At 43.9% G+C, this 21,901-nt stretch carries 18 protein-coding genes; 7 read left to right on the top strand and 11 right to left on the bottom strand.

Annotation, left to right across the window (positions count from 1 at the left end):
* Window positions 1-27: 27 nt before the first annotated feature.
* The 5 genes from R7044_RS00310 to R7044_RS00290 form a co-directional block, all read right to left on the bottom strand.
* A complete protein-coding gene (locus tag R7044_RS00310; protein ID WP_033906534.1) occupies window positions 28-846 on the bottom strand; it encodes a transporter substrate-binding domain-containing protein in 819 nt (272 codons plus the stop codon).
* 9 nt (window positions 847-855) lie between these two features.
* Window positions 856-1,653 carry an amino acid ABC transporter permease gene (locus R7044_RS00305; protein ID WP_033906535.1) on the bottom strand — a complete coding sequence of 266 codons (798 nt, stop codon included), beginning with the start codon at window positions 1,651-1,653 and terminating at the stop codon, window positions 856-858.
* Entirely contained in the window at window positions 1,653-2,387 is a 735-nt protein-coding gene (locus R7044_RS00300) for an amino acid ABC transporter ATP-binding protein (protein ID WP_033906536.1), read from the bottom strand. The genes R7044_RS00305 and R7044_RS00300 overlap by 1 nt, the downstream gene beginning before the upstream one ends.
* A gap of 162 nt (window positions 2,388-2,549) precedes the next feature.
* The gene (locus tag R7044_RS00295) at window positions 2,550-3,206 is read right to left on the bottom strand and encodes a lysoplasmalogenase (protein ID WP_005376394.1); all 657 of its coding nucleotides are present in this window, start codon (window positions 3,204-3,206) and stop codon (window positions 2,550-2,552) included.
* Window positions 3,207-3,500: 294 nt separating this feature from the next.
* Window positions 3,501-4,649, bottom strand: a complete 1,149-nt coding sequence (locus tag R7044_RS00290; protein WP_033906537.1) for an iron-containing alcohol dehydrogenase — start codon at window positions 4,647-4,649, stop codon at window positions 3,501-3,503.
* Window positions 4,650-4,855: 206 nt separating this feature from the next.
* On the opposite strand from R7044_RS00290, the gene R7044_RS00285 reads away from it, so the two are divergent.
* Both R7044_RS00285 and R7044_RS00280 read left to right on the top strand, forming a co-directional pair.
* On the top strand, window positions 4,856-5,737 hold the full coding sequence (locus R7044_RS00285) for an AraC family transcriptional regulator (protein WP_033906538.1): 882 nt from the start codon (window positions 4,856-4,858) through the stop codon (window positions 5,735-5,737).
* A gap of 277 nt (window positions 5,738-6,014) precedes the next feature.
* Window positions 6,015-9,176 carry a chitinase C-terminal domain-containing protein gene (locus tag R7044_RS00280; RefSeq protein ID WP_033906539.1) on the top strand — a complete coding sequence of 1,054 codons (3,162 nt, stop codon included), beginning with the start codon at window positions 6,015-6,017 and terminating at the stop codon, window positions 9,174-9,176.
* A 97-nt stretch (window positions 9,177-9,273) separates the two neighbouring features.
* On the opposite strand, the gene glgC is transcribed toward R7044_RS00280, so the two are convergent.
* From glgC to R7044_RS00260, 4 genes are all read right to left on the bottom strand, one after another.
* Complete coding sequence (glgC, locus tag R7044_RS00275; RefSeq protein ID WP_033906540.1) at window positions 9,274-10,491, bottom strand: glucose-1-phosphate adenylyltransferase; 1,218 nt, start codon at window positions 10,489-10,491, stop codon at window positions 9,274-9,276.
* Window positions 10,492-11,028: 537 nt separating this feature from the next.
* On the bottom strand, window positions 11,029-12,777 hold the full coding sequence (locus tag R7044_RS00270) for a formate--tetrahydrofolate ligase (protein ID WP_033906542.1): 1,749 nt from the start codon (window positions 12,775-12,777) through the stop codon (window positions 11,029-11,031).
* 236 nt (window positions 12,778-13,013) lie between these two features.
* On the bottom strand, window positions 13,014-14,318 hold the full coding sequence (locus tag R7044_RS00265) for an inosine/guanosine kinase (protein WP_005376376.1): 1,305 nt from the start codon (window positions 14,316-14,318) through the stop codon (window positions 13,014-13,016).
* Window positions 14,319-14,551: 233 nt separating this feature from the next.
* Window positions 14,552-15,022 carry a CreA family protein gene (locus tag R7044_RS00260; RefSeq protein ID WP_005397614.1) on the bottom strand — a complete coding sequence of 157 codons (471 nt, stop codon included), beginning with the start codon at window positions 15,020-15,022 and terminating at the stop codon, window positions 14,552-14,554.
* A 145-nt stretch (window positions 15,023-15,167) separates the two neighbouring features.
* Here R7044_RS00260 and R7044_RS00255 point away from each other — a divergent pair, with 145 nt between their 5' ends.
* Together R7044_RS00255 and R7044_RS00250 are read left to right on the top strand one after the other, a co-directional pair.
* Window positions 15,168-15,677 carry a hypothetical protein gene (locus R7044_RS00255; protein WP_005376378.1) on the top strand — a complete coding sequence of 170 codons (510 nt, stop codon included), beginning with the start codon at window positions 15,168-15,170 and terminating at the stop codon, window positions 15,675-15,677.
* Between the two features lie 195 nt (window positions 15,678-15,872).
* The gene (locus R7044_RS00250) at window positions 15,873-16,541 is read left to right on the top strand and encodes an HAD-IA family hydrolase (RefSeq protein WP_047103569.1); all 669 of its coding nucleotides are present in this window, start codon (window positions 15,873-15,875) and stop codon (window positions 16,539-16,541) included.
* A gap of 430 nt (window positions 16,542-16,971) precedes the next feature.
* On the opposite strand, the gene R7044_RS00245 is transcribed toward R7044_RS00250, so the two are convergent.
* Window positions 16,972-18,402 (bottom strand): methyl-accepting chemotaxis protein, encoded by a 1,431-nt coding sequence (locus tag R7044_RS00245; RefSeq protein WP_005376380.1) that lies wholly within the window; start codon window positions 18,400-18,402, stop codon window positions 16,972-16,974.
* Window positions 18,403-18,716: 314 nt separating this feature from the next.
* Here R7044_RS00245 and R7044_RS00240 point away from each other — a divergent pair, with 314 nt between their 5' ends.
* The 3 genes from R7044_RS00240 to R7044_RS00230 all read left to right on the top strand — a co-directional run bounded on the left by R7044_RS00240 (window position 18,717) and on the right by R7044_RS00230 (window position 20,901).
* A complete protein-coding gene (locus tag R7044_RS00240; protein ID WP_005376381.1) occupies window positions 18,717-18,890 on the top strand; it encodes a hypothetical protein in 174 nt (57 codons plus the stop codon).
* An 81-nt stretch (window positions 18,891-18,971) separates the two neighbouring features.
* Window positions 18,972-19,574: an ACP phosphodiesterase gene (locus R7044_RS00235; RefSeq protein ID WP_017634181.1), complete on the top strand. Its 603-nt coding sequence runs from the start codon at window positions 18,972-18,974 to the stop codon at window positions 19,572-19,574.
* A 67-nt stretch (window positions 19,575-19,641) separates the two neighbouring features.
* Window positions 19,642-20,901, top strand: coding sequence for a DEAD/DEAH box helicase (locus R7044_RS00230; protein ID WP_005376383.1), 1,260 nt, complete (start codon window positions 19,642-19,644; stop codon window positions 20,899-20,901).
* Window positions 20,902-20,928: 27 nt separating this feature from the next.
* Here the strand turns inward: R7044_RS00230 and R7044_RS00225 are convergent, their stop codons facing one another.
* On the bottom strand, window positions 20,929-21,717 hold the full coding sequence (locus R7044_RS00225) for an EAL domain-containing protein (RefSeq protein WP_017634180.1): 789 nt from the start codon (window positions 21,715-21,717) through the stop codon (window positions 20,929-20,931).
* Between the last annotated feature and the right edge of the window lie 184 nt (window positions 21,718-21,901).

The raw sequence follows: 21,901 nt of genomic DNA, 5'->3' as shown, positions 1-21,901 counted from the left end.
GCTCGCGGCGTCCACGAGCCATTTAGATTACTGGCCTTGCGCGACTTGATCTTGCCAATCTAATGTCGAGAACCAGTATTCATAACGTTGTTTTAACCATCCATCTTGGGTTCTTGCTTCAATCCATTTATTGAAAAAGGCTTTTTTATCTTCTTCCCCCAAGCGAACAGCAAAGGCTTCGTTACCTTTTGATAGTCGCTCAGAGAATGGAAGGAATAGTTTGTCGCTGTGTTTCACTGTCTCATGTTCAGGTTTTGGGCTAGAAGCAATGACCGCGTGGGCGTTACCATTCAGCACCTCTTGGAACGCTTGCGCGTCGTCATCAAATTGCAGGATCTTCGCTTTCGGGAAGGTTTCTCTGGCTACTTGAACGGTGAATGCGCCGCGACGAGCCGCAATTTTTACGCGTCGTGAGTCAAAATCCGAAAATTCGCTAAAACCAGAGGCGAGTTCTTTGTTTGCTGCTACTTGAACGCCTGAGTGCGAGTAGGGCGCAGTAAACAAGACGCTTTTGGAACGTTCAGGCGTAACAGACATGCCACCAATGATCACGTCGAACTTTTTCGCCAGTAGTGCGGGAATAATGCCATCCCACGCAGTCGGTACGAATTCCACTTTCAAACCTGAATCTTGTGCTAAGCGTTTGGCAACATCGATTTCAAAACCGATTAACTCACCTTGCTTGTTACGCATTGCCCAAGGTACAAATGTTGACATACCAACGCGCAAAGTTCCTCGTTCTTTGATTTGATCTACATTGGGTGTGGCGACATCTTCTTTCGCGATTGTAGGCATAGCGATGGCTAGCCCTAATAATGCAGTAATGGTCGCTTTGAATAACTTCATGTTATCTCCTTATAATTTGCGCCAACTGGCTCCGAGTTTGTGTTCTAGCCATGCAGACAAGCCAGAAAGTGACAGAGTGAGAGCAAGATAAATTGCTGCCACGGTAAACCAAATTTCGAACGGCATCGCCGTCTCTGAGACGATGTTGCGTGCCTGTGTTGTTAAATCAAAAATCGCCATCACGCTTACAATGGAAGAGTTTTTGATCAAAGAAACCACTTCATTGGTCAATGGCGGTAATGTGCGCTGTAAAACCTGGGGCAAAATTACGTCTTTGTAAGTGTAAAACGGTGATAACCCGAGTGTTTGTGCTGCTTCGAATTGCCCTTTAGGAATACTGTTTAAACCTGCGCGGAATATTTCTGCAGTGTAAGCACCTTGGAAAAGGGACAATGCCAAAACGGCGGTACTGAATCGGTCCAAACCAATCACGGGGCCAAACACGAAGTAGAGCAAATAGATTTGCACCAACAACGGCGTGTTGCGTATTACCTCGACATAAGTGGTGCCAATAACATTGCCGACTTTCGAATCGCTAAGCCTTAGTAACGCGGTGACCAACCCCAACACTAAGGTGAAGAATAGACTAATACCCGAGATGTTTAGCGTGACCAATAACCCATCGATAAGTTCTGCTGGCCACCATTCCCCATCTTCATAAAAAGCGATGTAATCAGGTACGCGTTCCCATTGCCATTGATAGCCCATAGCAGCGGCACCAGAGTCCAACACCCACACAATCGCGATGAAGAGGAGCATCATTTGCAGCAAAGCTTGAAGGACGGGTTTGATTACGCGAACTATCATCAGTAACTTAAAATTTGGTTCAAAAATGCTTGGGTTCGTGGATGCTGTGGTGTTTCAAATAAGGCGATCGGTGAGTTCATTTCCACGATTTGGCCTTCATCCATAAATACCACGCGGTTCGCTACTTTTTTGGCAAATCCCATTTCGTGCGTGACGCAAATCATCGTCATTCCACTTTGAGCCAGTTCAACCATGACATCCAACACTTCGTTGATCATTTCCGGGTCAAGCGCCGAAGTCGGTTCGTCAAACAGGAGTAAATCCGGTTCCATACACAAGGAGCGGGCAATCGCGACGCGTTGCTGCTGACCGCCAGAAAGCTGGATAGGATACTTACTCGCTTGCTCTTCAATATTGACTCGCTTTAGGTAATGTCTTGCGCGTTTTTCAGCTTCTTGTTTTGATAATTTGTGTGTGCGAATCGGCGCTAAGGTGAGGTTTTCCAGTACAGTCAAATGAGGAAAAAGGTGAAAGTGTTGGAACACCATGCCGATTTTACCGGGCTTGAGAGATTTTGCGTGAGAAGGCTGGCCGAACACATGAAGCTGGCCTTCTTGAATCGATTCAAGATGATTGATGCAACGAATGAGCGTTGATTTTCCGGAACCTGAAGGGCCACACACCACGACGATCTCGCCAGAATGCACGGAGAAGTTGATGTCTTTTAGAGCGTGGTAATCGCCATACCACTTATTTACGTCGCTAAACTCAACGACGGGAGTATTCTCTTTCAAAGGGGCACGCTATAACGGAAAAATATCCTTTTACAATAGCAAGTTGTGCGCGTAATTTCATTAAGAATAAGCTAATGTTTAGGCGATGATTTTAAGACTCTATTCAGATCGCTTACAAGATACATCCATGTTTCTTTAATGTTGGTGCAGTCTAGAGTATGACTAACTCAGTTCAACGAGATACGGATAACGAACAACAATCGCAACAACAGACATAACCATTAGTGTCTGTGCAGAATAGTAGGTCACCATGACAACTTGTCGTGAAAATATTGACCGTCCTCCAAAGCGTTCGAAAGCCAATACGATGCCAGAGATAATAAAGATAAAGCTTCCGAGCACTGCAAAAGAGGAGGATTGTGTTTTCCCACTCAAATAATACTCGATCGAAGCCCAGCACATAGTCATCAGTACCAATATATAACTAGCAACTGGCCGTTTTTCTTTACCGAGATCCGGTCGGAACAACCAGTAGACGCATATACCGAGTCCGAACAAGGCAATTGGGAGCCAAGGTGTAAAATGCCACGCTGACATGATGGCAAAACCATAACTATAGGAGAGATGGGCAGAGCAAAAGAGCACTAATCCTGTAATGAACTTGTCTCTAGGGAGCATTAATAACACGTCACCAAGCAACGAGAGCGATAAGCCAATCAAAATCCAATGCGCATATGGCATTGGGTAAGCCGGGGACTGAATTAAAATACCAAGCATACAGAGCACTGGTAATGGTTTAGAAACGTAAAAGAGCCATTTAGAGCCTTTACGGATACTGATGATATGTATGAATGCTAATACGACAACAACTAGCCACATAAAGTGTTTTCTCGAACAGACAAAATTATGTAGTACATCACTACAACAAATCAAAACTTAATTAACGAGTTAACTCGTTCTTTGATCTCAATTATTTTTATTTGTGTAAAGCTGGACAGTTGTCTCTTTACTAACCAACACGGCCGATTTTTTGTCTGGAGGGAATCGTTGTTTTTAGAAGCCTCCTCGTTTTGAACGTGATGTGGCTTACAAAATAGCATAAAAAAACGGTATTGTGACTGTTAAGTCACAATACCGTTAAACCCTAGGAAGGGCAGTGAAGAATTGTTGCAGTTATGAGACAGCTAACTCTAAGATTTCTCGGCTACGTTCAAGTGTGATCGCCTGGTTTTCACCTAAAACAGTCATGCCGTGTTTGTTTAGTTGATCAATGATGGCATCGATAGCTTGTTCACGGCTCTCACCATAGTTTTCGAGCTTAGTTGCGACATCAAGTTGATGATAAAACGCTTCGATAGCTTCGATTGTGCGCTCTGCTAAATCCTCACCTGCTTCAAGACCAAATACGTTGCGACCCATTTGTTCTAACTTAGGGCGCTTAAACTGCATTTGGTTACGAAGTAACGACGGTTGGACAATTGCAAGAGAACGCGCATGATCAACGCCCCATAGAGCCGTTAATTCATGGCCGATCATATGTGTTGCCCAGTCTTGTGGAACGCCACTACCAATTAACCCATTCAATGCTTGGTTAGCAGACCACATTAAGTTTGCGCGCCACATATCGTCGTCTCGTTCCGTAAACTGTTCTCCGAGTGTTTTTAAAGTTTTCAGCAGTGTTTCTGCGTAACCATCTTGAACCATTGCACCGGTAGGAAGCGTCAAGTATTGCTCACATACGTGCACCCATGCGTCAACAATGCCGTTGATAAGTTGGCGTTCTGGCAGTGTTTTCATTACATCTGGGTCTAACACGGCAAATTTTGGCTGCACTGCTGGAGACATGAACGGAAGTTTGTCTTGAGTTTCTTTTTTAGTGATAACTGCGCCCATGTTTGACTCTGAGCCTGTTGCTGGCAATGTCAAAATTGCAGCTAGAGGCGTCGCTTCAGTGACTTGGTGCTTACCAATCATGATATCCCAACCATCACCATCATACTTTGATGCCGCTGCTACGTATTTGGAGCCATCGATGACTGAACCACCACCTACCGCTAAAATAAAGTCAACGCCATGCTCTTTTACCATTGCGACTGCTTTATCGAGTGTTTCTTTGGTTGGGTTTGGTTCAACACCTGAAAACTCTAGCCATTCATGTCCCTCAAGAGCTTCTGCTACTTGGTCGTACACGCCATTTTTTTTGATGGAGCCACCACCGTATACCACTAAAACTTTTTGGTCGGATGGGATAGCTTCTTTGATTGCTGCGATTTGTTTTTGACCAAAGAAAATCTTGGTTGGGTTTACATAAGAAAAGTTCATTATTAGCCCTCTTGCTTCCAGTGAAGGAGATTGAATACATGCATATTAGTCCTGATTAACGATGGTTAACAGGTCGATTTCTGCAAATAATTTGCCTATTTCTACAAAATTGATGCTCTTGAGCTAGAAAGTTAAAGTCGAGAGGAAGTATAGTGCTCGAAACGATAATAGAGACCAAACTCGTTGGTCATTGATGGAGCGCTCTAATGCACACTCTCGCAGATATCATGCAGCAATATGTTGAAAAGCAGGGGCTGCATGACCTAGAAGGTATGAAGAAAACAGCGATAGATGGCGTATGGTTTTATCGCAGTAGCAAAGGGAATCATCGCCAGCCGTTTGTCTATCAGTCCGGCATCATCGTCTTGGGTCAAGGGCATAAGAACATTCATATTGGTGATACACCAGTGCAATATGGGCCCGATGATTACCTTGTTGTCGGGGTTCCCATGCCACTAGAGTGCGAAGCGTTTGCGACAAACAATGAGCCTTTACTTGGCATTTCGATAGATATTTCGCCAACGCTTCTTCATAAACTCGTTAAAAAATTAGAGGCTGAGAAATTCAGTAATAAGTGTCTGGATGCTACCCGTTGCGGCCTTAAGTCGGTACGTATGAATGAAGGTATGTTGGATGCGTGCAAGCGGTTAATGAAAGCAATGTGTGACGAGCTTGATGTTATCATGCTTGGCGAGCTGCTTCTTGAGGAAATTGTGTATCGTACTTTGGTGAGCAAAGAGGGGTATGTTTTATTTGACCTAGCACATCAAGAAGGTTCTTACGCGAGGGTCGCTAAAGCACTAAATCGTGTACATCAAGCGTATCATGAACAGTTGAACGTACAAGCATTGGCTGAAGAAGCCAACATGAGTGTGTCTGCTTTCCATCAAGCATTTCGCAATGTCACGCTTGAATCTCCGTTGCAATATATTAAGAAAGTTCGACTTAACAAAGCGCGCGAATTGATCCAGTTAGAGGGGCGACGTGTTAATGATGCAGCGAGAATGGTCGGGTACACGAGCCCATCACAGTTTAGTCGCGAGTACAAGCGGCATTTTAATGAAACGCCAAGGTCAACAAAGGCTTAGTGATCTTTATTTCAAAATGGCGACTTTTTTTACCTTTTTTATTAATTTGCGAGTGACATATTTATTTGAGTTATAAAATTAGTTACTGGTGCCAAATAATAGGTACGTTGTTGCAATCATTTAGTGGATTGTTGCGAGGCGGTGTGGAAAACTCGTAAATAGATAGTGTGAAATCACCAACTTGTACTTAAGTTATTTTACGTCGAAATAAAAGTATAGATGCGTTTCGTTTAGCGCATTTAGTATTGTTTTAACAATAACTTAAGGAAGAGCGATTATGCACCTTAACAACGGCAACGCAGTGAAAAACGTGTTCACACTAAGCACACTCACCGCTTCTTGTCTTATGGCCTTCAATAGCTACGCAGCAGTTGACTGTGCCCCTCTAGAAACTTGGCAATCATCAAAAGTTTATAACGGTGGCGACCAAGTTCAGCATGAAGGTAATGCTTATAAAGCGCGTTACTGGACGCAAAACAACAATCCAGCGCAATCTGGTGAGTGGGGCGAGTGGGAAACACTTGGCGCTTGTGATGGCACTGGACCGGTTGATCCACCTCAGAATGAAGTCCCGACGGTTACTCTGACATCGCCTTCTGCGTCGGCTTCTGTGACTGCGGGTGATGTTGTTAACCTAGCTGCAGATGCGGCAGATACTGATGGGACTGTTAGCAAAGTAGAGTTCTTTGTTGATGGTGTATTAGTTGGTCAGGCAACGTCTGCGCCGTATGCTGCATCGTGGACAGCAACTGAAGGACAGCACGAGTTCTCTACCAAGGCCTATGACGATGCAGGTGCCGTTAGTACGGCAAGTGTTGTGACGTTAACTGTGGCATCAGCGCAACCTGGTAATGAAGCGCCGACAGTGGATGTCGTGCTTTCTGCGAACTCTATTGACCTGGGTGGTTCCGTAACACTGACTGCAAATGCTACGGATGCGGATGGTACCGTTGCTAAAGTTGATTTTTATGTTGCAGGTGTGCTTGCTGGCACTGCTACAACAGCGCCATACACGCTGGATGTAACCCCTTCACAAGCTGGCTCATTAAGTGTTTATGCGAAAGCAACCGATGATGCTGGAGCAACAGCAGATTCTGCACTTGCAACGTTAACGGTAAACGGCGGCGCAGTGACATCTAATTGTCGTCCTGATGGTCTTTATCAAACAACGGGTGTAGATGTTCCTTACTGTTCTATTTATGACGAAGAAGGCCGTGAGAAAATGGGGGCTGATCACCCACGTCGTGTAATCGGCTACTTCACCAGTTGGCGAGCAGGTGACGACCCACAATCGACTTACCTTGTTAAAGACATTCCTTGGGAACAACTTACTCACATTAACTACGCGTTTGTGAGCATTGGTTCTGACGGCAAAGTAAACGTTGGCGACGTTAATGATCCAAACAACCCTGCTACAGGCAAAACTTGGCCAGGCGTTGAGGTAGATCCTGCTCTTGGTTTTAAAGGTCATTTTGGTGCACTAGCAACTTACAAGCAAAAACATGATGTTAAAACGCTAATCTCGATTGGTGGTTGGGCTGAAACGGGCGGTCACTTCGATACGAACGGCGATCGTGTAGCTGATGGTGGCTTCTACACCATGACGACGAATGCGGACGGTTCTATTAATCATGCTGGTATTGAGAAATTCGCAACTTCAGCCGTTGAAATGATGCGTCAGTACAAGTTCGATGGCCTGGATATCGACTATGAATACCCGACGTCAATGGCTGGTGCTGGTAACCCTTACGACAAAGACTTCATGGAACCACGTCGTCAGTATTTATGGGCGTCTTACCAAGAGCTGATGAAAGTATTGCGTGAGAAACTTGATGTGGCATCCGCGCAAGATGGTATTCATTATATGCTGACTATCGCAGCACCATCTTCAGGTTACTTGCTACGTGGGATGGAAACCTTCGATGTAACTAAGTACCTAGACTACGTAAACATCATGTCTTACGACTTGCATGGGGCTTGGAATGATCACGTTGGTCATAACGCGGCTTTATTCGATACAGGTAAAGACTCTGAGCTAGCGCAGTGGAACGTATACGGCACTGCTGCATACGGTGGTATCGGTTACTTGAACACAGACTGGGCTTACCATTACTTCCGTGGTTCTATGCCAGCAGGTCGTATCAACATTGGTGTTCCTTACTACACCCGTGGTTGGCAAGGTGTTACTGGTGGCGAAAATGGCCTTTGGGGCCGAGCGGCACTACCAAACCAAGCAGAGTGCCAACCGGGCACAGGTGAAGGTGAGAAGAACAACTGTGGTCACGGTGCTATTGGTATCGACAACATGTGGCATGATACCGACCCTAAAGGAAACGAAATGGGCGCTGGTTCTAACCCAATGTGGCATGCTAAGAACCTAGAAAACGGTATTTGGGGCTCTTACGCAGCTGCTTACGGTCTCGACCCTGTCAACGATCCTTCAGATAAGTTTGTTGGTACTTATACCCGTCATTACGATAGCGTTGCTGTGGCACCTTGGTTGTGGAACGCAGAGAAGAGCGTATTCCTATCTACGGAAGATAAAGCTTCTATCGAGGTGAAAGCCGATTACGTTATCGATAAAGAGATCGGCGGTATCATGTTCTGGGAACTAGCCGGTGACTACAACTGTTACGTACTGGATGCAAATGGTAATCGTACGGCAGTAGATGCCACTGAACAAGCTTGTGCGGCGGGTAATGGTGAATACCACATGGGTAACACTATGACCAAAGCTATCTACGACAAGTTTAAGTCTGCGACGCCTTACGGTAACAAAGTAGCTACTGGTCCAACACCAACTGAAGCAGTAGACATTACTGTTAGTGTTGGCGGCTTCAAAGTTGGCGACCAAAACTACCCAATTAACCCGAAAATCACGTTTACAAATAACACTGGTCAAGCGATCCCTGGCGGTACTGAATTCCAATTCGATATCCCAGTATCTGCGCCGGACAATGCGAAAGACCAATCAGGTGGTGGTTTGAAAGTGATTGCTTCTGGACATACTCGAGCAAACAACATTGGTGGCTTAGATGGCGTAATGCACCGTGTGTCGTTCTCTCTACCAGCATGGAAAGACTTGCCAGCGGGCGGCACTTACGAGCTTGATATGGTTTACTATCTACCAATCTCTGGTCCTGCTAACTACTCAGTGATTTCTGGTGGTAAAGAGTTTGCGTTTAAGTTTGAACAGCCAGATCTACCAATTGGTGATCTCAATGCGGGCACGGGTGGTGGTACCACTGAACCAGGTACGTGTGATACGACAGGTTTAGTGACATACCCAGCTCTGCCACAAACGGATTGGGCAGGTAATCCAAGCCACGCTAACCAAGGTGATAAGATCATCCACAACGGTGTGGTTTACCAAGCGAACTGGTGGACAGCGGCTGAACCGGGTACAGATGGTAGCTGGTCAACGGTATGTAACATCTAATTATTATGGATTACTTGTTATAGCCTAATGTTTACAGGCACTTAAACAAAAGCGCACGATGATTATCGTGCGCTTTTTTGTTGTGATAGTTTGTCGTTTAATCGAATTGGTAACTTTCAGGTATGACGACAATACCTTTGTCTGAGATTTTAAATCGCTTCGCATCTTCAAGTTTGTTGATGCCAATTTGAGTATGTGGCGGAATACGAACATGTTTATCAACTATGCAGTTGACCAACTGACTTCCTTCACCGACTTCTACGTCATCAAAAATGATGGAATCGACTACCGTTGCACTATCTTGAATGCGTACATTAGAGGAAATAATGGAGTGCTGTACTGAGCCTCCGGAATTGATGACACCGGTAGCAATGATGGAGTTAATAAAAATGCCTTCATTACCCGTAGCCGACGATACAGTACGAGCTGGTGGAAACTGCGGCTCGTAAGTACGAATCGCCCAATTAGACTGATAAAGGTTCATTGGCGGCACAGGTTCTAGTAGATCCATATTCGCTTCATAGAAGGAATCAATGGTACCCACGTCGCGCCAATAGCAATCTTTATCGACGCGCCCTTTACTGCCACAGAATTGATAAGCGTAAACGGATTCGGTATCAATCAGCTTAGGTATGATGTCTTTTCCGAAGTCATGGCTTGATGAATCGAGTTTTGAGTCTTCTTCAAGCGCTTCTTTCAAAACATCCATATCAAAGATATATATTCCCATAGAAACAAGGCTTCTGGTCGCGCTTCCAGGAAGAGTAGGTGGGGTTTCAGGTTTCTCTATAAACGAAGTAACGAGCCCGTTTTCTGCGGTGCCCATTACACCGAATGCTGAAGCATCCTCTACGGGAACATCCATACAGGCAACGGTGAGCTTAGCACCTTTCTCTTTATGCTCTTCAAGCATTGCGGCGTAGTCCATTCGATAGATATGATCGCCAGATAACACAACCACATACTTTGCATCATTTCGCGATAGCAACCACATGTTGTGATAAATCGCATCGGCGGTTCCTTCATACCATGCACCACCTTTGCGCATTTGTGGTGGAACAGCAGTGATGTACTCGCCTAGCTCTGGATTGAATATCGACCAGCCGTCTCGTAAGTGTTTTTGAAGTGAATGAGATTTATATTGGGTTAAAACAAGGATCTTGCGTAAACCCGAATGTAAACAATTGGTTAGTGTGAAATCTATAATTCTATATTTTCCGCCAAAAGGTACGGCTGGCTTGGTTCTGTCATCGGTGAGTGGGCTGAGTCTAGACCCCATCCCTCCTGCTAAAATTACGGCGAGTGCGTCTTCCATAGTATTCCCTTTCCCTTTTCTGACATGCATCAAAACGGTGCTAACCTGAAGGAGGTGGTATGCAACGCAGAGGTTTTGAAAAGCATGTGCTAATGTGCTTATTAGTGAAAAGTCTACTACAAGAATCGAGCCATAGAATATCTCCTTAAAAATCAAGGAGGTTAAAATTTCACTGTAAGACAACTGCACCATATTAGTGAAGTGCTAAATAACCCGTGCATCAAATTGGCGCAAAATTGTAGAAAGGAGAAGTCAACAAGTATGGATTTACAATGTAAAGTGGCGACAAAACAAGAAGATAAATAGGGTTTTCTAGCTTAATAACTATGGCTAAACAAGGCTTAGGGTTAGCGTCTTAACTCTAAAGGTGTAAAACAGGCGCGTTGATGTAAGGCAGGAGAGCTTTGTATCAACGATTCAAGAGTAGAAGGCCTGAGATAACTCTTTTCACAGTTGTTGAGAGTGAGTGGATAGGTAAGTAGACCACTCACTCAATGAATATGCTCACTTCACTGATAGCGATACGTTATCACTGCACTAAGAGAGACCGACGATATTTCCTTCATCATCAAGATCTAAATTCATAAATGCGGGTTTATCAGGTAAGCCTGGCATCGTCATCACGGTACCAGATAATGCATAAACGAATCCTGCGCCCGCACACAAGCGCAGCTCGCGGATTGGGACGGTAAAACCAGTTGGTGCGCCTTTGACTGCGGAGTCTGTGGTTATCGATAGTGGTGTCTTCGCGATGCAAACCGCTAAGTTGTTAAAGCCTAATTGCTCAAAATGTTTGAGCTGTTCAGTCGCGATAGGAGTCATTTCTATATTGGTTGCTCCATAGCCCGCTTCACATACTGCCATGAGCTTTTCGAGTAATGATTGCTCTTTGTTGTATAACGGACAAAACTCTACAGGCGTGTTACACGCATCAATAACATGTTGAGCTAGTTCCGTTGCGCCTTGTCCGCCTTGCGAAAAAGCGGTGCTGATGGCTACTTTAACTTCGGGATTAAATTGGTGAATTAGATCTTCAAGAGCTTTAAGCTCTTTCACACAATCTTGTGGAAACTGGTTAATGGCAACGACAGCAGGTAAACCGTATTTATGAACGTTATTTATGTGCCATTTTAAATTTTCAAACCCAGCCTCCAATGCTGCTTGGTCCGGATTAAAAATGGAATCTGGAATAGCCATACCTGGCCGTAAATCGTAGTGTCCAGAATTCGCTTTGAGGCCGCGTAATGTTGCTACGATCACTACACAGTCTGGAGCTTTGTTGGCGGCAGCAGCTTTAATGTTACACGCTTTCTCAAATCCCATATCCGAACCAAAACCGGCTTCAGTTACCGTGTAACCTGATAGTTTTAGCGCAATATCGTCCGCGATAATGGATGAATTTCCATGGGCGATGTTTGCAAATGGACCTGCATGGATCAACGTAGGAACACCTTCTAGAGTTTGCATCAGTGTTGGTGCAATCGCCTCTTTTAGTGTTACTGCCATTGCTCCTGCAACTTGTAGATCTTCCGTAGTGACGGGATTTCCGTTCAAATCGTACGCTACGACAATTTTCCCGATACGTTGGCGTAAATCTTTTAAATCTTTGGCTAGTGCAATGATAGCCATTAACTCGGAAGCGGCTGAAATATCGAACCCTTCATCACGCTCGAAACCATTGATGGTTTTTCCCGCATCATTGAGGCCAATTTTGACTTTACGTAGTGTACGATCATTATGGTCCATCACTCGTTTCCAAGTAATATTGGCCGTGTCGATTTTAAGTGCTCTTAACCCGGTGCGTGATTCAAAGGCATCATAACCCTCGCGTTGTTCATGGAACAAGCGAGCGTCAAGAGCGGCTGAAGCAAGGTTGTGCGCCGCTGTCACTGCGTGAATGTCACCAGTAAGGTGTAAGTTTAACTCTTCCATTGGAGCTACTTGAGAGTAACCGCCGCCCGCAGCGCCACCTTTAATACCGAAGACAGGTCCCATCGAAGGCTGCCTTATACATGCAATAACAGATTGATTAAGCTTTGCTAAACCTTGCGCCAGGCCTATCGTCGTAACGGTTTTTCCTTCGCCAAGAGGAGTCGGCGTGATCGCAGTGACGAGTACAAGTTTACCGTCATCATTTGCTTTGAGTCGTTCCAAACATTTTGGGTGGACTTTGGCTTTGTGCTTCCCGTGAGTGTCATACTCTTCGGGTGATAGTCCTACTTTTTCCGCGATAACATCAATAGAAGAAAGTGGTGTGTTTCGGCAAATTTCGATATCTGACTGCATGGAGAATCCCCAAAGTGGCACACAGGTAGCGTTGAAAAACTACCTGAGTTATAACGAGTATTATTGTGAGGCAAAGGTCTGCTTGGTGATGGTACTGTTTCGGTTAGGCTTGTAAAGAGTTTACTGCTTCGTATTGTGCGACATACTAACAAAATCTACTCGTTACAGTGCTAGATAAAAACAAAAAGGCCACCAAATGGTGACCTTGATATATTTTCAGCTTTAAAGCTGTCGTTTTAACGATCCCAATAAGTCTCTTCTAAGCTATCTTCTCGTTCAGGAAGCGCTCGCGATAGGCGAGGAGAGTGCTGCGTCAACACTTCATAGCTTACTCGGTTTGCGTATTTACAGATCTGAGAAAGCGAGGAGTAGGTTAAGCATCGTACTTCGTGCTTTTCTGAGTTAGGCACTTCTTTTTGGTGGAAAGAGTTTGCTGCCATGTCATGCAGTAAGGCTGAAAGGGCTGCATCACCCGCACCGTTAGTGTTCTTAATCTCTAATGGTCCACCAAGGTAAGGGCCGATGTGAGAGTAGACCTTCATTGGGTTTTGACAGTCTTCTTTACGCATCGCACGACTAAACTCGTACTGGTTAAAGGCTTCGAGGGAGCTTTCAAGGATGTCGTGTGTGGTTTCTCGTTTTACTTTCTCGTCGGTGTAACCAGCCATGTACAGACCATTTGGTCCTGCCGTACACAGTACGAGATCAACCCATTCAAGTGCTTTATCAGCAGCAGCTAGCGGCTCTGTTTCACCTGTTAGCGCCGCACCTTCTTCTTCATTCATAGCGACAACAGAAATGTTTTCGCGAATGTATTCTTGCCACCACTGTGCGTTACCTTCGATAACGTACTTTGTCCCTAACGTAAGTACAACAGGGACATCGTGCTTCTTAGCAAAGTCGATCGCTCTTTGTACCGCTTTAGGCATTGGATCTTCTTCTTTACCACGCATTAGGTAAGAAGAAACAACCAGGGCTGATGCTTTCTCAAAGATCTCTTCAGGAATGCTTTCCGGAAGTAGTTGATTCATATGACCTTCGTTGATAGCAAATGTACGCTCACCGTCTTGAGAAATTAGGGTGTAGCAGCGACCAATAGGGCCATCTACCGTTTGTAAATGGTTAAGGTTCATGCGTGAAGACGTACGGCAAAGGTAGCGATAAGCAAAAGAACCGACTTGAATGTTCTTAGACATCACACCGAGCAAAACGGATTTGCTATCGGCTAAAACTGAGTAGTTGTGAAGAGTATTGCCAATCGTGTCACCTGGGTATTGGTGTGTGATCAGGCCTTGCTCAACCAGTTCTTCGTAAAGTGCATCTGCTTTGCTTTCTTCAAGAACGAGCGAATGTCCTTTACTCAGGTTGTATTTCTCTAAAAACGCGTCATCTACACGTGCTTCGATATCTACAATGGTTTGACCGACACCAACAATAGTTGGGCGATATAGCTTAGGTGCCTGTCGGATTTGGTTTACTAATGGATCTCGAGCGTGAGTTGGGAAGTAGTGTTTAGATTTACGCTGACCAGGAAACTTCATGCTTGTTCTTGAGTGAGAAAAAAAAGAGGCGGGATTGTATCACAAAAAAATGAAAATCGTGGCGATTTATTACAAAGAAGTCAGCTCGCTGAAAAAATCAGCGAGCTGAGTAAATAGCAACCAAAGCAGCTGCAATTTATGAGGCTTGTCGTATTGCAATGGGTTGTTTTTTAAACTTGTTGCTCAGCAGCGCCCGGAAAGAGCCTGCTCCGCGCTAACTAAATTTACCCGCGTTACTTTTTCACTTCAGTTGGCTCAACGTAAGCCTTGGTACCCCAAAGTGGGACTGTCGAAAGGCTATGCTTAAAACTACCATCGGTCTCTTTTGTTGTATAAGACAAGTAGAGTAAGGTTTGGTTATCGGCATCATAAATACGGCGAACCTTCATTGTTTTGAAGAAAATGCTTTTTGACTTCTTAAATACAATTTCACCGGACTTACTCTTATCTATTTTTGCAATCATTTCCGGTGTGATTTCGCCAGTCTGACGACATGATATTGAACTATCACTTGGATCTGCTAAGCTGAAATCCGCTTCGATAGAGGCGATGTGACATGTGACACCTGTTACCACCTCGTCTTTCAACTCACCGACTTTGATGTCTTTCAAAGTAAACCAACCGAGCCCCACGTCAGCAACATCGTTATCTGAACAACCAACTAGAGTAGTAGCAAGCAATGCACTTAACAGCATCTTTTTCATTATTTTTGTCCTTAACTAGGAAAGATATTGATGAAATCTATCAGAGGTTTGCACCTAAAACAAAATTTAGCCACGGAAAGGTCTATGTGCGCTAGGTTTGTTGCGGGCTTCATGCTAATGTACTGCTCTAAACGAAGGTATCAAGATGAATGAACAACAGTTAGCCAGTATCGAGCGTAAAAATACATGGCTGTATGATCTGGTCGAAGTTGAATTTCCGACACCAGAGAGTTTGAAAGGGCGCGATGTCTATTTCAAAACGCTAGAAAAAGCAACCTATCAAGTAGTCGACAAAGACACATTACTGGAAAGTGACTCTGAATTTAACCCCGACGATATTTTTCTGGTCGATTTTCATCGACTGACCATTATGTTCTCTATCTTGCAATCTCAGCGCTGGGAACAGCAGTATGATAAAGATATGATCATTGAATATCTGACACAGATTATCCTCACGCCAGATTTTGAATTATATGTTGGTTTTAAATCTGGAGTCCCAATTGGTGCTGCTATTGTTAGCCATCTCGAAGGAAATACACTCATCTCTGATGTTGCTGTTTCTGAATCAAAATACAAAAGCTCGTTTGTGGCTGATCTGGCTAAAAGACTAAGCACCGAGCAAAAACTGTTAGACTCAGTGGTTATCGAAAACTAACTTACACATCAATGTGCATAAAAAGTAAAGCAAGATGACGTTGGGTGATCTTGCTTAGAAAAACTGTAATTGCTCCCTTCTATTTCCATGAAATGCCAAGCTCGTCGTTTCAACAATCCCAAACTCAAATAAGATTAATCCAAACATTCTTAAAATCAGCTTGGGCTTGAGCCTTTAAGACGTCTGGAGATGGCTATGGCAATTACCAATATTAAGTGCGTGATATTTGACTGTGATGGTACGTTGGTCGACAGCGAAAGACTGTGTTGCCAAGCGCTCGTCAATGTATTTAACCAGCATGGGGCTGAGTTAACGATGGAAGAGTGCGTTTCTCACTTTAAAGGAGGAAAGCTCGCTGACATCCTTTTAGATACTAAAGAATTGAAAGATATCAAAGTCCCAATTGATGTTTTAGAGCCGCAATACCGAGAAGAAGTCCAGTCTCTTTTTGTGCGTCACTTACAGCCGATGGATGGCGCAAAACGATTAATTCAGTTTTTGGATTCGCATAATATCGAATATTGTGTGGCGTCTAATGGACCTAAAGATAAAATTGAATACGCTTTGGAGTTAACCGGTTTACTCGATGCTTTCCGAGGGAAAGTGTTCTCGGCATTCGATGCGAATAGTTGGAAGCCTGAGCCCGATTTAATCATGTACAGTGCTATGAGCATGGGCTTTTTACCAAGTGACTGTCTTTATATTGATGACACTCCTAAAGGAGTTGAGGCGGGACTAAACGCCGGTATCAAAACGGTGCAGTTATTTAATGGTGAAGCTATCAATCGTGTTGATGACGAGCGTGTAATTCGCATCCATCATTTAGATGAATTAAAAGAGCAGCTGTGTGGCTGCTCTGTTTGACCTATTAATGGCAAACCGGACTTAAGCTGTGGATGTGCTTAAGTTTAGACTGTAGGTAAGGCGTTTGATGTAGACATTGGATAGATGAGAAGTTTTTTGTATGAAATCCGCAAGCAGCGCATGTGAATTTCTCGCCATCCGATGAAATGAGATATTCATCTCCTTGGCAGAGTGGGCAATTCAGGTTCTCTATGTCTTTTGTGTCTTTGTAATTATTCATATTGTTTTCCAGCAGCAAATTGGAATTGGCAAGATCAAGCATAGCGGAACGCTTTGTTTAAGAACATTATTTCATCCGGTACAGCGAGAACTTGAGATTCACTTCAAATATCCACTTGGATGTCGTAGAAAATATCGAAGGTAATAGTTGAACACGGCTTAAAGAAAAGGGCTCCTTAAGGAGCCCTTGTTGATCATAAGTTCCACAACGTTATGCGGTGCGGTAGCGTTGTAATATCTCACCAAGAGAAACGGAGGCTTGCGTGAGATTAGCGACGCCAGCGGTAGATTGCTCCGCCACTTCTCTGATTGTGCTTGATTGACTACGAATTTCTGAAAGTTCCGATGCAATATCGTTAGCAACTGCGCTTTGTTCTTCAGCAGATGTGGAAATCTGAATGCTCATGTCCATTAATGAGCGTGCTGACTCGGCAATAGAGGTAACATCATGGCCGATTTCATCAATAAGCTGGCTGCTGGTTTGAGCTTGCTGAACGGTTCGGTTGGTGATTGAAGCAATGTTCTGGCTCTCAATTTGAAGCTTCTCAATCATGGCTTGGATCTCTACTGTTGCCTGTTGAGTTCTGCTTGCTAATGTACGTACTTCATCGGCAACCACTGCAAATCCACGACCTTGTTCACCAGCACGGGCTGCTTCGATTGCTGCGTTTAGCGCCAACAGATTAGTTTGTTCTGAAATGGCGTTAATCGTTGTGATCACGTCATTAATCTGCGTCGTATTCTCGTTTAAATTGGTTACTGACGTAGAGGCTTGTTCAATATAGCTAGATAACGTCTCTATCTCGCCAATCACGTTTTGTACACGGCTTCTGCTTAGTTCGATCTTCTGGGCATCTTGGTCTGACTGCGTCGTTGCTTGTTGAGAAATACTTGATACCTCCTTTGCAGAGGCTGTCATTTCTTCCATTGCCGTCGCGACTGAATCAAGCGTTTGATATTGATGAGATATCTGGGTTTCACTCAACTGCATATCTTTTTCGAATGCAGAAGATGTCTCACTCAACATCGTTGCATTATTTTTAACACTATTAACCAGTTCACTTAAGGTATCCATAGACTTGTCTAGCGCACAGCCGATGGTACCGAATTCATCTCGACCAGGATGGAAACCAAGACGAGAGGTTAAGTCACCGTCACCAATTTTTTCGGTTGTTGTATATAAAACCCACAGAGCTCCTCCGATAAACGTTGCCACCCAGTAAGAGAATAGGGCAAAAGGAATAACCCATAAGAAGCTGAGTAATAGTGACGATAGAGCTGATGATTTTAACGATTCGTATTGTGTGGACACATTTTGAGTCAGCTTAATCACTTCTCCAGAATGCAACTTGGCATAAGCGGTGACAGACCCATCGACAAAAGAACTCTCGCTTACGCGGTTCGATTTCGATACGCCGTCAATTTCTGTAGCGCGGTTTGATTGAGCATCAACGATACCAGAAAGCTTCGCTTCGCTCGCCGAGATGGCTTGCTGCTCAAATTGTTGTATTTCATTGAAGTAGCGGCTTCCAGCCACTGAAGTGAGGGCTACTAAAAACAGTAGGAATATAACCCACATTTTGTCGTTGATAGACATCTTGATAAACAGCCTGTCTATCGTTCTAAACTCAACTTCTCTCATTTAAAGCTCCATTAGAGATAAAAGATATTGACCAAATCTATTGCTATATCGAAACAAAATATGCGAAGTTAATCAGCAAAATATGTAACGAAGACTAAATTTAGTTTAAGAAATGAGATCTAAGGACGCCTATAACAGTATGTTATATCTTTAAATTGACATGAATGTTGATAAAAGAGTCATTTTTCTAAAGTGTTAAGCGGATATGAAACCTAATTGCAATCGTTTACTTTTGATTATGCTCATAGGTTTTTAAATCTTTACTTCTCGCTGTCATGAATGTGTCATATAAAGACTATAAAAAGGAGTTGCTGATGTGGATATGGCAAGAGTCAGGCCGTCAGCAAGTAAAAGCAAGAGAGCTTAAAATAAAGGAGGTCACAATGAGCGACCAATACCAAAACGATGAGAGCCTAGAGCTGCTAGATGCGCTTGAAATTGGCATTATCTTGTCGGAATACGTTGGCTCAGACAACGAAGCCGAATAGCGGAACACTCTCATCTCGTCGTAATTGACGTTATACTAGGTTCATGTCACACCAAGCCCTAGAGGCCAAAACTGGCGTCGAATGAACTTTCTAGCCCACCTGCATATCGCAGAACATAGTAACAGCCATTTATTGGGAAACTTGCTTGGAGACTTCGTAAAAGGAGATCCAAGCAAGCTGTATGATCGCGATATCTCAAATGGCATCAGATTACATAGATTTGTTGACCGTATTACTGACCATCATCCAATCGTCAACGAATGTAAGCCTCATTTCACTGGTGTTGCGAGACGTTTTGCGCCTATCGCTTTAGATATGTTTTGGGATCATTGCCTCGCAAAACACTGGAACGACTTTCACTCCGTGTCTCTCGAACACTTTGTAAAAACGGCATACGAGAGAGTAAACCGAGAGGTTCATGAACATTTGCCGCCACGTTTTTTGGTGCTCCACAGCAGAATGTGGCATGGCCGATGGCTTCAATCCTATCAAGATCTAGACAATATAGAATTTGCACTACATCGGATTTCGCAAAGAAGCCCTAGAATGGCAGACTTAACCACAACATTTAAAGTGATTGAAAGTGATTACACCGAATTAGAGGAGAAGTTCTCGTCACTTTATCGAGATGTTTTGCGCCAGTCGTATGATTTTCAGCAACAGCTTAATGACTCAACTCAATGAGATAGAAAAGTAGTATGGCTTTAGGGGCTCTGGTAAACTCTGCGCTCCAAAAATAATGAGGTTACACATGTCTGTTAATTTTGCTGATTTAGGCATCGAACAAAAGCTAATCGAGACGCTAGGCAATCTAAATATCGTGACGCCAACACCAGTGCAAGAAAAGTCAATTCCACACGTCCTTGCAGGAAAAAACTTACTTGCTGCTGCACAAACTGGTACGGGAAAAACGGCTGCGTTTGGTTTACCTATCATACAAACCGTTCAGCAAAAGAAACTTAACGGCACACCTCAAGCATTGATTTTGGTTCCAACACGCGAGCTTGCACAGCAGGTATTTGATAATTTGAATCAGTACTCGGCAGAAACAGAACTTCGCATTGTGTGTGTTTATGGTGGTACAAGCATTGGCGTACAAAAGAGAAAGTTAGAAGAGGGCGCTGATATTTTGATTGCCACGCCAGGCCGCCTTTTGGATCACCTGTTTAATGGTAACGTAAACATCTCTAAAACCGGTATGCTCGTGTTAGACGAAGCCGACCGTATGTTAGATATGGGATTTTGGCCTGACTTGCAGCGCATCTTCCGACGTTTACCTGCAGAGAAACAGATCCTATTGTTCTCTGCGACATTTGAGAAGCGAATCAAAACTATTGCGTATAAACTCATGGAATCGCCAGTTGAAGTCGAAGTTTCACCAGCAAATACGACTGCTGAAACGGTAACACAAATGGTTTATCCAGTGGATAAAAAACGGAAACGTGAATTGCTAGCGTACTTAATTGGCTCGCGGAATTGGCAGCAAGTGCTGGTATTTACAAAAACGAAGCAAGGCAGTGATGAGTTAGCGAAAGAGCTCAAGTTAGATGGCATCAAAGCGGTTTCTATCAACGGCGATAAATCACAAGGTGCCCGCCAAAGAGCTTTGGATGAATTTAAACAAGGTAAGGTACGTGCTTTGATTGCAACCGATGTGGCAGCACGAGGGTTAGATATTCAAGAGCTAGAACAAGTCGTGAACTTTGATATGCCATTCAAAGCAGAAGATTATGTCCATCGAATTGGCCGCACTGGAAGAGCAGGAAAGTCAGGTTTGGCGGTTTCTCTGATGAGTAGAGATGAGGAGTACTTGTTGCAAGCTATCGAGAATCTGCTTGATCAACGCTTACCCCAAGAATGGCTGGCAGGTTTCGAACCAAGTCTTGTAGAAGAAGTTGAGCCTGAACAAAATGGGGGTGGGCGTCGTCGTAGTCGTTCATCTGAGAAGCGTAAGCTAAAAGCAAAATTGGCGATTCATAAGAATCGTGGTAAATCACGTAGCTCTCGCTAAACCGCGCAAACTTTTGCTCTTACATAGTCAGGCTGTTTTTGCCTCTTCATAGGCGTCTAACGTTTGGGGGATAGCAAGTAGGTACCCTTGATACATATCGAAACCGAGCTTTTTCATTAAGCGAAGTTGATGCTCGGTTTCAATTCCTTCGATAACGGTTTTAGAGCATAACGCTTTTGCGAGTGATAATGCATCGTTAAGCGCTTTAAAATCACCGTTTTCATACCTTAGCAATAAAGAGCGATCCATCTTGATTATATCTGGGCAAACGCTTCTCACTCGCTCAGTTGTCGATGCATTGACGCCATAATCGTCAATCGCTAATTTAAATCCTTCAAGACTTAACTCCCGAGCAGCTTGAGACAAAGAGAGTTCATCCTCCACCTTCAATTCAAGTAACTCCATGACGATTTGTTCATTCATCAAATGCGATTCATAAATGGTTTGTTTTAGCAGTCGGTTATACGTGATGTCTTTGACTAGTATCTCTGCCGCTACCGGTAATACATTGAGAAACAATTGTTTTGTGTGAAAACGAGACTGAGAGAAATTTTTGATATGGATTAGGCGACTTAAGCGTTCAACATTGAGCAAATCTTGAGTGGGAGTCGCTTTGGATTGGAAAAACTGATCTGGCCTAACCATGTTGCCATTGGCATTGCTAATTCTTACCAGTGCTTCAAGGCCAACGATGGAAATATCGTTCTTATATATGGGTTGAAAGACACTGCGGAGAGTGAAGTTCGCGTATTTCGCAATATACTGCCCGTCGGCTTGTTTCCGGATGCAACTAAGTAGTTGCGAGATGCTCATCATTGTTACCACAACCTAAATCAATGTCTCAACATCAGCGTTATCGCGCTAATTTTTCTATTTCATTGGCAATGAATCTAAGTGTGCTCATTAACTCAAGCAAGAACGATGGTAATGGATGGGTAGTTTTGTCGAGTGATATCAAACAAATTGATGAAATAATTGATAATCTCAGCACTTCAATTTG

The sequence above is a fragment of the Vibrio sp. 1402 genome, from assembly GCF_033340275.1.
The sequence above is the reverse complement of the archived record's forward strand: the minus strand, read 5'-3'. Positions and strand labels throughout refer to the sequence as shown.